Origin of the sequence: Paenibacillus sp. EPM92, from assembly GCF_016586185.1 — a bacterium.
Taxonomy (GTDB): domain Bacteria; phylum Bacillota; class Bacilli; order Paenibacillales; family NBRC-103111; genus Paenibacillus_G; species Paenibacillus_G validus.
Genome location: NZ_BCPS01000056.1, coordinates 1 through 11,178, shown reverse-complemented (window position 1 = coordinate 11,178; position 11,178 = coordinate 1). Strand labels below are relative to the sequence as shown.

The window sequence follows — 11,178 nt, the reverse complement described above, 5'->3', positions numbered from 1 at the left end:
GGCCAGCGTGCCCGAACGATCCCGCGGTCCGTTATGCGCTGACGCCATCTAACCCGCTTGTCTTGACTTTACCGCCTTCGCCGATCCAAGTGCGCTTCCACTTGCCTTGAACGACCGCAATGACAACGATGCAGACGAGAGCGATGCCGCTCAGGATCAGGAAGCCGGGGGTGAAAGAGCCGGTTGAAAGCTTCAAATTGCCGAGAATTTTCGGCAGGAAATAGCCGCCCAAGCCGCCGGCCGCGCCGACGATGCCTGTAATGATGCCGACCTCCTGACTAAAGCGCTGCGGCACCAGCTGGAACACGGCGCCGTTCCCCATGCCCATAGCCATCATCGCGATGAACAAGAGTCCGGTCGTGAGCCACAAAGCAGGAAGCGTGGAGACAAAAGCCAGCATGATGCCGATTACCGCGTACAGCGTTATGAGCATCCGGATGCCGCCCATCTTGTCGGACATCCATCCGCCGATCGGGCGGAACAGGCTTCCCGCGACAATACAGATGGTTGCGAAATCCGCCGCCGTTACCGCACTGAGCTTATATTCCGTATTGAAAAAGATGGTCAAGTAGTTTGCCATACCGGAAAATCCGCCGAACGTCACCATGTACAACAGACAGAACAGCCATGTGTCTCTCTGACGAAGCACCCGTCCGTAGTCGGCCAGCTTTAATGGAGCAGGCTGCGTCGGGCTGTCTTTCGCCAGGAAGATAAAGATGAGGAAAACGATGACAAGCGGAATGAGCGCTATGCCGAAGACGACGTGCCAGTCTCCGTAATGCCCGGCCAGCCGGTTGGCGAACAGGGTGCTGAAGATCGTTCCGCTGTTGCCCGCGCCGGCGATCCCGAGCGCCAAACCTTGATATTGCGGCGGATACCAGCGGCTGGCCAGCGGCAGCGCTGCTGCGAAGCTCGCTCCCGCAATCCCGAGCATGAGAGCGACAAAGTACATGTCGTTAAGCGTATCGGCAGCTTGCCACCCGTAAATCAAAGGAATAACGGTCAAGAGCATGCCGGCGATTGCCGTTTTCTTTGGTCCGATACGGTCGGTTAAGTATCCCAATACCAATCGGAGAATCGATCCGCCCAGAAGAGGCAGCGCGACCAAGTTTGCTTTTTCCGCGGCGTTCATGTTAAAGTCGTTCGCAATCAAAACCGCCATCGGACCGATCAAAACCCATAACATAAAACTCACGTCAAAATACAAGAATGCGCTGATTAACGAACCTTTGTGCCCGCTTTGCAAGAAACCTTTCCGATCGACCATGGTATCCTCTCCCTTGTATAAGCTTGAAGCCTGCCTATCCGCAAGTTTCTGTCTCTGTTTCTGTCTCTGTTTCTGTCTCTTTCTTTGTCTCTGTCTCTTTCTGACTCTGTTGCCGTTTTTTTAGTGTTGTGCCGTGATGTCTTGATGATCACATACGCAAAAAGGCCGACGGACAAACCCGCGCCAGTAGGGCACAGCGTCCATCGGCCTCATTGCCGCAGCAGCCACAGCATTGTGAACTGCATGTAAGATGGCGTCGCGTGTAAGCGCACATAAAAAGCCTATCCGTTTACGTAATTGTAAGGGATAGGCGCCATTGCCTCAAGGTTTGACACACCATTGTGTCAACGAACGTTTACTGTTCATATCGTTATTATAGTACGGGATTTTTGATGTGTCAATAAACATTACATAAAAAAACCAGAACCTAACCATTTCCTTTCGTTTGTCGACAAAAAACAGAGTCTTATGTTATATTTCTAATTGGAAAGCGAGCATCATCAACCAAAACCTAACATATACATGACGCAATATGAAATTATAATTCGTGGGGGCGTTGACATGTTACAGTCTTTTTTACTTATTGACGAGTTGGAGCCAACTCGCGCTGCCGCCTCCATGCCAAGTATCCGGAAAGACCCCGACGCCGTCATTAAGGAATCCGTGCCCGAAGCGATGCTGAAAGATATGGGATTTCGCGTTTACGCGGCCTTCAGCTCCAAGGAGCTATCCTTTCACATCGGAAAAGCGGATGCGGTCCTGTTATCGGTGCCGACCGATCAAGTGGCGAACTGGCGCAGCCGGGTGCTTGCCGAACGCAGTCTCCCCGTCTTCTGGTGGTGCGACCGCGAGACATTCCCGAGCCACGCATGCAAGCTCGATCCGGGCATTGACGGCTTGCTCGGTTCCTGTATGAGCGAGTTGGAAATTCACTGCGCGCTGCTGCTCGGTGTGAACCATTACTTCCAAAGGACCGAGTGGCAGCAGGAACGGGAGCAGTTGTTATCCAAGCTGGAGGAGCGCAAATGGGTCGATCAGGCGAAACGAATCCTGTGTGAAATCAAGCACATTTCAGAAGCGGAAGCTTACGATTTTTTACGCAAGCAGGCCATGAACGAACGAAAACGAATGGTAGACGTCGCCACCTCCATCGTCAAGGTATATCAGCTGCTGCAGGATGAGAATAAAGGAGGCCGAAGACGATGATATCTTTACTTAAAGAAGTAGGTCGCGGCAAACGCGGCGCCAGAGACCTCACTTACGACGAAGCCGCACAAGGGGCCGAGGCCATTCTCACCGGCGAAGCGACCCCGGCTCAAATCGGCGCCTTCCTGGTCGCGGAACGGATCAAAATGGAATCGCCGGTCGAGCTGCGCGCCTTCATCGACGCTTTGCGCAAGCGCATCACGCCGTATCCGATTCGCGGCAGCTTCGATTGCGCCGGCCCTTACGACGGCCGAACGCGCACGTTCATCGCCACGTTCCCGACCGCGTTCGTTCTGGCTGCCTGCGGAATGCCGGCGACGCTGCACAGCAGCCCGAGTCTGCCGCCGAAGTACGGCGTCACCCTTGCGGACGTGCTGCAGGCGCTTCATATTCCAGCCGTCCACGCCTCCCGGGATGCGTTGATCTCTGCAGCAGAGCAAACCGGATTTATGTTCGTACCGACCGAGCGCTGGTGCAAGCCGCTGGGCGAATTGCGCGGGCTCAGGCAGGAACTCGGCTTGCGCACCGTGTTCAATACGGCCGAGAAGCTGCTTCGCTTTACGGATGCCGAAGCGATGGCCGTCGGCGTATTCCACGGCACGGTGTTCGAGAAAATCGCCGGCACACTAATCGAACTCGGAGTAAACCGCGGCATCGTCGTACAAGGGATGGAGGGCTCCGAGGACTTGGCCGTCGATAAGCGTACCCGTACTTATGTGATACGGGACGGCGCCAGGGAGCTGTTCATCGTCGATCCGGAATTGTTCGAGCTGATGGTCGAAGTGCCGGAAGGCGAATGGACGGCGGAGCGTCAAGCCAGCACCGCGCTCTCCGTGCTTCGCGGCGACGCCGAGCTGCCCTACTTGAACATGGTGCTGCTGAACAGCGCCGTTCGTCTCTGGACGGGCGGAATCGCCGGTTCCATTGAAGAGGGCGTCTATTTGGCCCGTCACGCGCTGATTCAAGGAACCGCGCTTCAGACCTACAAGGATTGGACGGAAGCGGTCAATCCGGTTTCGACGCTGTAATTCCAAGAAGACCCGAGGCTTCTGTGGCCTCGGGTCTTCTTTTTGCGCTGCCGCACCGCTTGGACTCGCCACAGCCGGCAAGTGAAAGCAGCGAAACGATGGTGCGCTATCGGGCTTTTTTTGCGGCAGCCGTACGGTCCCGTCGTTCATTCTTCGTCCAACAGCTTGTCGTCATGCATACGAATGCTCATTACGAGCCCCATCGCCACCATGTTGATCAATAACGACGTACCGCCGTAGCTGATGAACGGCAGCGTAATCCCGGTGAGCGGCATAATGCCGATCATCATGCCGACATTCTGAAAGATTTGAAAGACGAGCATCGACACAATGCCGATAATGATGAACGAACCGGCATAATTGTCGCAATAAATGGAAATGAGGATCATCCGATAGATGAGCACGAAATACATTAAAAGCAAGATCGACGCGCCTACGAACCCGAACTCCTCGCCGACGACGACGAAGATCGAATCGGTATAGGCGACCGGAATGAAATTGCTGTGGATGGACGATCCGTTCAAATACCCTTCCCCCGTCAGCGAACCTGAACCGATTGCGCGGATGGCGTTATCGACGTGGTACGTATCGTTCTTATCGGCTTCGGTCGGGTTAACGAACGTATTGATCCGATCCATCCAGTGCGTCGGCAGCTCCTTCGATCTCAAGAACGCTTGCAGCGGCACATGGTACAGCTTGAACAAAAATATAAACAAGTACGAGAGGCCGGTGATGATCGCCGCGCCAAGAAAAGCGTAGATGAGCTTGATATTTCCGATCCAATACATACCGATCAAGATAACGCCCAAGATGATCGCATTGCCGAGATCGGGCTGGATAATGACAAGTGAAATCGGCAGCAGCGCGATCAGACCGATGGGAATGACATCGCGCAGCAGTTCAAGCGGTTCGCCCTTTCGTCTCGCCATGAAGGTAGCCAGCGTCAAGATTAAAATAATTTTGACAAGTTCGACCGGTTGAAAGTCGAGTCCGAACGGCAGTCCTTTGAACCAACCGCGGGCGCCGTTGATTTTGGAACCGAAGAAATAAACGGCCACCAGCTGCAAAATACCGATACCGTACAAATAATACGACGTCTTGATCAACACCCGGTAATCGAAAGCCGCCGTCAAAAAGAATGCCACAATGGAAATCGAGTAAACGATCGCCAGCTTCTTCGTATCGAATGTGAACATACTGTCATTCAAGGTCGCACTGTACAGCAGCAGCGTGCTGATCACCATAAAAGCGAGCAGCAGGAAGACGATCAGCGGGTCAATTTTTTTAAACTTGTGCAGCACTTGACTTTCATCCTATCCCGAAAAACTTTTTCATTTTGATGAACATACCGGAACGGTCTTCAAGCTGCATCAACGGCACGGAGTCGCCAAGTATACGGCGGGCGATATTGCGGTAAGCGATCGCCGCGCGGGAATTCGGGTTCATCACCGTAGGTTCGCCCATGTTGGCCGCTTTAATGACATATTCGTCATCAGGGACGATGCCGAGCAAATCGATGGCGAGCACCGAACAAATTTCATCGACGTCAAGCATTTCGCCCTTCTTGACCATGTTCGGACGAATGCGGTTGATCACCAGCTTCGGCGACTCCACGTTCGGTTCCTTCTCCAGCAGCCCGATGATCCGGTCGGCGTCGCGGACGGCCGCATTCTCCGGCGTCGTGACGACGATCGCCTTGTCCGCGCCGGCGATCGCGTTCTTGAAGCCCTGCTCGATACCGGCCGGACAATCAATAATGACATATTCGAAGTCCCGCTTCAGATCGAGCACAATTTGCCGGACCGCGTCCGGGGAAATCGCATGTTTGTCTTTCGTTTGCGCCGCAGGAAGCATGTACAGTTCATCAAAGCGCTTGTCTTTGACCAAGGCTTGCGGCAAACGGCAGCGTCCTTCGGCTACGTCGATCAGATCGTAAATAATCCGGTTCTCCAAGCCCATCACGACGTCCAGGTTGCGCAACCCGATATCGGTATCGACCATGACCACTTTCTTGCCCTGCAGCGCCAATGCCGTGCCGATGTTGGCCGACGTCGTCGTTTTACCGACACCGCCTTTGCCTGAAGTGATGACGATTGCCTCTCCCATAGGTCCCACTCCTTCAAGGGTAGTTTAAAAAGTACACAGTGATCACATGTATAGTTCCGGTCTTTAATTTTATTATAAGAGCGCAAATCGGTGCATGTGATGAATTTTGTCGATTTCCATTTTACCATGCTTCACATAAGCGAACTCCATATACGCATCAAAAGCTTCGCTGAGGTCCCACTCGTCCGGCGGACGACTGATGATACCCCCTATGCGAAGCTGCGTCGGCCGCATGTGCGAGGCGGCGATAACGGCTGTCTCGTCTCCGTCCGCTCCCGCGTGCGCCATTCCGCGCAGCGAACCCATAATATAGATGCTGCCCGTGCTGACGATGGCGCCCCCCGGGTTGATATCTCCAAGCAGAAGCATGTCGCCTTCATGCGTCAAGGTTTGTCCGGAGCGAACGATGCCTCTGACGATCTTCACGTCTGAGGCGTCCGGCATCTCCCTGTCTTGCGAGGGATCCAGCGACTCCATCGATTGGATCAACAGATTGCCCTTTTGACTAATAATCCGGCGCACCTGTTCTTTCTGTTCGTCCGTAACCGCCCGCTTTCCGAGCTTTACATGGACATGGATAATCGGTCCGGTTAAAATTTGCTGATGCGTCTTTTCCAACTTGTGGTTCAATTCTTCCAGCACGTCAGAAAATTCACATGTATCATCAAGTAAAAAGACGAGCCCGTCTTTAACACCTTTGATTGTCACATGATGTTTGGCTGCCGTCATAAACGTTCCTACCTCCTAAGCCTATACAATTCGGCTTGGCGCAGGCGTTCTCCTGCCGGGCCGCGGAAATTTATTCTTCGTTCTCCGCCGGTTTTCCGGGCATGCTCTCGAACAAACGACGTATCGGCACGTAAATGGCCAGTGCGAATAACAAATTAATGAGCATGCTGGGCAGCATCCGATGCAGGAACACCCACTCAAACTGGATATGGGTCACGCGAAATAAACGATAAATTCCGAATAAGGCTGCGTCGTAAAATAAATGGCCGAGACCGATCACTAGCATGCTGATCACAATGCTGGAATAAATCCTCCCCTGCATCAAGCCGGCCAAATACCCGGCCAGCCCCATGGCGAACGTCACCGGCCCCAGCATCGGCGAGAAGGTCATGAAATCGAACAGCATGCCGAAAATCAATCCGTACATCAGCGCCACATGCCGATGGATGTATAGCCCGATGAACAGAACGACAACGAGCACGAAGTGCGGGTTCACTTCCACGTTCGACTGCCAACTGAGGGGGATGATCCAAGGCAGCAGCGTCGTTTCCAACAAAAACAAACCGAACAAAATCAACCAAAGCTTCTTATAACTCACTTTTGCCCGTCACCTCAACTCTCCGGCACTTCAACGACGAACACTTCGCGAAGATGATTGAAGGAAGCGAACGGTTCTATCGTGGCGACGTGGGTAATGCCAAAATCGCCTTCGCGCCGTTCGATGACTTTGCCCACCTCGATGCCGCGCGGAAACACAAGCCCTTTGCCCGATGTAATGACCGTATCCCCAACCTGGAGCGGGTCGTTCGGATCGATTTTGGTCATGACGAGCTTGCCCGCCTCCGGATCGTATTTCTCGATCAAACCGAATGACTCGTTCTCCTTCGTCTTGACCGTGACGGATATCGCTTTGGACTCAAGCGCCGCTTTGTCGTCGATGCCGGTCAACAGCTGCACGTTCGAATAAAACGCAGACACCTCGGTCACACGGCCGATCAAGCCTTCTACCGATATGACCGCCATGTTCGGCCGAATGTTGTCCTTCTCGCCTAAATTGATCGTGATCGATTTCCCTTGTTGGACGAACGACACGACCTCGGCAATGCGGAATTTGTATTGATTCATCTGTTTTTGCCGTTCGGTAAAGCCAAGGGCGTCCTGCAGCCGCTGATTCTGCAATTCAAGATCGTTCAAACGCGTCGTATCGCGGGCATAACGGGACAACGTTCCCCGAAGCACCTTGTTTTCTTCGTAGATCGTCCACAGCTGGCCTACATCTTGAAAGAAACCGGTGATCATGCCCACCGGCTTATAAATCAATCCCTGCGTCCAGGAGATTGAGTCTTTGACAAACTTTTCCGGCCATGTTTCATATCCCCGCTTACCGAACGTCAATCCCATAAGCGCGATGAAACAAATCAGGCCGAGCATCAGAATAAGCAGTCTTTTGTTCCCCAGTAGCTTCAATGCTTACACCTTCCACCTGCAACCTTTAATGCGGTAAATCCGGCTATCGGAACAATCATCTTAACGTCTGGCTTTACTGGTAGGACCCGATCTCGTTTTGAACAAATGGATGTTCTCAAGCGCGCGGCCCGTTCCGATCGCTACGCAGTCGAGCGGATTTTCCGCCACAAGCACCGGCATCCCGGTTTCGCGTGCAAGCAGCCTGTCCAGGTTGCGCAGCAGTCCCCCGCCGCCTGTCAGCACAATACCGCGATCCATGATGTCCGCAGACAGCTCCGGCGGGCATTTCTCCAGCGTCACCTTTACCGCGTCAACGATGCTGTTCACCGTATCGCTCAACGCTTCGGTGATCTCATCCGAGCTGATCGACATCGTTTTGGGCAGTCCCGACACCAGGTCGCGGCCGCGGATTTCCAGCTTGGCCGACGTTTCCATCGGAAGCGCCGAACCGATTTCCATCTTGATCTGCTCGCTGGTCCGTTCTCCAATCATCAAGTTGTAGGTGCGCTTAATGTATTGGGTGATCGCCTCGTCCATCTCATCGCCGGCTACTCGGATCGAACGGCTCGTGACGATACCGCCGAGCGAAATGACAGCCACCTCGGTCGTCCCGCCGCCGATGTCAACCACCATGCTGCCGGTCGGCTCCCAGACCGGCAAGTCGGCGCCGATGGCCGCGGCGAACGGCTCTTCAATGGTATAGGCATCGCGCGCGCCGGCTTGCCGCGTCGCGTCTTCCACCGCGCGCTTCTCGACGGCGGTTATCCCGGAAGGCACGCATACCATGACGCTGGGGTGGCGCTGGAACAGCAACCGCTGCTTCTGCGCCTGGCGAATGAAATATTTGATCATCGTCGACGTCGTCTCAAAATCGGCAATGACGCCGTCCTTCATCGGACGGATGGCCCGGATGTTGCCGGGGGTGCGTCCGATCATTTTTTTGGCGGCCTCGCCGACGGCTTCAATTGTTTTCGTATCGGTACGGATCGCGACTACGGACGGTTCCCGGACGACGATGCCTTTTCCTTTGACGTAAACTAGTGTGTTGGCGGTACCGAGATCGATACCTAAATCTTTCGTAAATCCTTCGAAACCAAACATAAATAGGGTACTCCCTTCTCTATTTGAAGGCGTGTCTCACGCGTTTTGTATTATATTACATCAATCCGAGTTCCTTCAAACTCACGAAGCGGAGGTCGCCGATAATGAGATGATCGAGCACTTCGATTCCCACGATGTCACCGGCCTCCACAAGCCGTTTCGTCATTTGAATGTCCTCGGGACTTGGGGTCGGGTCGCCGCTCGGATGGTTGTGAGCACATACGATGGAAGCGCTGCTTCGTTTGATCGCGGCCCGAAACACTTCGCGCGGATGCACGATCGAAGCGTTCAAGCTGCCCATCGATAGCGTCTCCTGTCCGATCACATGGTTTTTCGTGTTCAGAAACAAGCAGACGAAATGTTCTTTTTGCAAATAGCGCATATCCTCCGTCAAAATCGCGGCGGCATCCTGCGGCGAACGGATGGTCACGGTTTCGTTCATCGCCGACCGCGCCAATCTTCGTCCAAGCTCGATCCCGGCTTTGATTTGCAGCGCCTTGGCGGCGCCGATGCCTTTGAAAGAAGTCAGCTGCTCCAGGCTTACATCGACGAGCGCCCGCAGCCCCCCGCTCTCCCGAAGCAGCCGCTCGGCCAAGCGGACCGCCGATTCCTGGTAGGTGCCGGTTCGCAGTAATATGGCGAGCAGTTCCGCGTTGCTTAAAGCCTCAGCCCCATGCTGCATCATTCGTTCTCTAGGTCGGTCTTCATTCGGGACATCGCGCAATGTGATATTGTGCGATTCCATGCATTCCCCTCTTTCTTCTCCCTGGCGGCCGACAGCGGACAAACCCGCCGTCACGCCTGCAGCCGGTTATTCTAGAACACCCATTATACCATTTCACCCGGTCAAAAAACAGCAATAGAAAAATCAGCCAACATGTCGGAAAGCAGCGACATCGGAAGTCCGACGACATTGAAATAATCGCCCTCGATTCGTTCCACGATCGTCGCGCCGATCCCTTGGATCGCATAAGAACCGGCCTTGGTGTCGGAGACTGCGTGGACAACTATTGAGATCATTCAAACACCAATGCGACTTTCCCTGCAAGTTTCCCCACTTTAACCATTTTAATTATTGTACATTATCCATGACGGATTTGTACAACAGCTCACGTATTGCATGATGGAAATGGCATCCACTTTGTCACGTCATCAGTTTTCTCCTGAAGCCTGCCATTAATGGCATTCGACTTTTTCTTCTCTTTCAAAGGTAATCCGACTCCTTGTCAGACAATTCATCCCACCAGTTAGCATGATGCGCTGCCAAACGCACAAAAGTCCGGGAATGACTCCGGACTTTCCGCACTTCACTATCGTTTTTTCTCATCTATTAATTAGATCACGTGTTTACCGTGGTCGTAGAAGTTGGAACATAATTTATTACTTCTAATACAATCGGCGAATCCGCCAAAATAGGTTCTCCTCCTGCGGGTACATTAATCACCAGTGAACCTACTGTAGTGGCTCCGGGAGTATAGGTTGAAATCCCCTGCATTTGCAACACACCGTTAATGTAAACATTATACATACTATTGTTTGTCGCCAATGCAGGAAGTTCAGTTGCTGCTGCCCCGGTATCATCGAAAAAATCGGCAGTATCAATCGTCAATGTTGCACCCGCCGCGGTATCAGCAGTTGTTACATAGAAAAACTTTTGTGGCGATGGAACCGTTTCAACTGTCGTTGTTGCCGTAACAAGCAACTTCATAAGTTGTAGTGCCATGATAACAAACCTCCTCATAAAATGTAAATACAATAAAATCATATTCTAAATGAAGATGAACGTCAGGGCTAATTTCCAAGTGAATATACCTATTTTTTTCTCGCTATGATAAATCCGATTGATTCAAGTATAATGGGGGTTTCTTTGTAAATCGTTTGCCCTGTCGAAATAATAGTTAACGCATCGGAATTTACGTGATATAACTTACCCTCTTGCAATGCTCCGTTAACGTACAAATTGAAGTAACCTTCTTGACCAAAGTCAATAAACTTGGCAACGGTTTCGCCTTTATCATCAACAAACTGATTGGGAAACAAAACTATTTTTTCTCCTGATAAATTAATGTCATGGGGTGCAACAAAAAAATATCTTCTTACTTTTGGTCTAACACCAATAAAAGGTTGTTTTGGGCAAATAATATTTAAACGTTTTATTACACAATTAATTTTGTATATTACTTTTTTTCTGCCTCTTCTCTTTCTACGCTTTGTAGGTTTAAAAAATTTACACTTTAATCTATGCTTTTTCGTCAATAATCCCACCTCTACTAT

General features: G+C 52.2%; 12 protein-coding genes and 1 pseudogene. 2 read left to right on the top strand and 11 right to left on the bottom strand.

The genetic code is table 11. From position 1 onward, the window contains the following. Positions 1–31 precede the first annotated feature (31 nt). Positions 32–1,267 (bottom strand): nitrate/nitrite transporter, encoded by a 1,236-nt coding sequence (locus JMF85_RS10955; protein ID WP_127607816.1) that lies wholly within the window; start codon positions 1,265–1,267, stop codon positions 32–34. Positions 1,268–1,828: 561 nt separating this feature from the next. Between JMF85_RS10955 and JMF85_RS10950 the strand changes: the two genes are divergently transcribed. Both JMF85_RS10950 and JMF85_RS10945 read left to right on the top strand, forming a co-directional pair. Beyond that, on the top strand, positions 1,829–2,473 hold the full coding sequence (locus JMF85_RS10950; RefSeq protein ID WP_164751808.1) for an ANTAR domain-containing response regulator: 645 nt from the start codon (positions 1,829–1,831) through the stop codon (positions 2,471–2,473). Continuing rightward, positions 2,470–3,501: an anthranilate phosphoribosyltransferase gene (locus JMF85_RS10945; protein WP_054798071.1), complete on the top strand. Its 1,032-nt coding sequence runs from the start codon at positions 2,470–2,472 to the stop codon at positions 3,499–3,501. The genes JMF85_RS10950 and JMF85_RS10945 overlap by 4 nt, the downstream gene beginning before the upstream one ends. 146 nt (positions 3,502–3,647) lie before the next feature. On the opposite strand, the gene JMF85_RS10940 is transcribed toward JMF85_RS10945, so the two are convergent. The 10 genes and pseudogenes from JMF85_RS10940 to JMF85_RS10895 all read right to left on the bottom strand — a co-directional run. After that, positions 3,648–4,802 (bottom strand): FtsW/RodA/SpoVE family cell cycle protein, encoded by a 1,155-nt coding sequence (locus JMF85_RS10940; RefSeq protein WP_201318183.1) that lies wholly within the window; start codon positions 4,800–4,802, stop codon positions 3,648–3,650. Positions 4,803–4,809: 7 nt separating this feature from the next. Beyond that, positions 4,810–5,607 carry a septum site-determining protein MinD gene (minD, locus tag JMF85_RS10935; RefSeq protein ID WP_054800146.1) on the bottom strand — a complete coding sequence of 266 codons (798 nt, stop codon included), beginning with the start codon at positions 5,605–5,607 and terminating at the stop codon, positions 4,810–4,812. A 72-nt stretch (positions 5,608–5,679) separates the two neighbouring features. Beyond that, on the bottom strand, positions 5,680–6,336 hold the full coding sequence (minC, locus tag JMF85_RS10930; protein WP_054798070.1) for a septum site-determining protein MinC: 657 nt from the start codon (positions 6,334–6,336) through the stop codon (positions 5,680–5,682). A gap of 70 nt (positions 6,337–6,406) precedes the next feature. Then, on the bottom strand, positions 6,407–6,934 hold the full coding sequence (gene mreD / locus JMF85_RS10925) for a rod shape-determining protein MreD (protein ID WP_054798069.1): 528 nt from the start codon (positions 6,932–6,934) through the stop codon (positions 6,407–6,409). 14 nt (positions 6,935–6,948) lie between these two features. After that, on the bottom strand, positions 6,949–7,803 hold the full coding sequence (gene mreC / locus JMF85_RS10920; protein ID WP_127607809.1) for a rod shape-determining protein MreC: 855 nt from the start codon (positions 7,801–7,803) through the stop codon (positions 6,949–6,951). 60 nt (positions 7,804–7,863) lie between these two features. Then, on the bottom strand, positions 7,864–8,904 hold the full coding sequence (locus tag JMF85_RS10915) for a rod shape-determining protein (protein WP_127607807.1): 1,041 nt from the start codon (positions 8,902–8,904) through the stop codon (positions 7,864–7,866). A gap of 55 nt (positions 8,905–8,959) precedes the next feature. Beyond that, positions 8,960–9,649, bottom strand: coding sequence for a RadC family protein (gene radC / locus JMF85_RS10910; RefSeq protein WP_054800144.1), 690 nt, complete (start codon positions 9,647–9,649; stop codon positions 8,960–8,962). A gap of 101 nt (positions 9,650–9,750) precedes the next feature. Beyond that, positions 9,751–9,888, bottom strand: a pseudogene (locus tag JMF85_RS10905) (Maf family protein); the annotation flags it as partial. Positions 9,889–10,243: 355 nt separating this feature from the next. Continuing rightward, positions 10,244–10,627: a DUF4183 domain-containing protein gene (locus JMF85_RS10900; RefSeq protein WP_201318182.1), complete on the bottom strand. Its 384-nt coding sequence runs from the start codon at positions 10,625–10,627 to the stop codon at positions 10,244–10,246. 89 nt (positions 10,628–10,716) lie between these two features. Next, positions 10,717–11,178: DUF4183 domain-containing protein (locus tag JMF85_RS10895; protein WP_236595817.1), on the bottom strand; the 462-nt coding region annotated here is incomplete at its 5' end.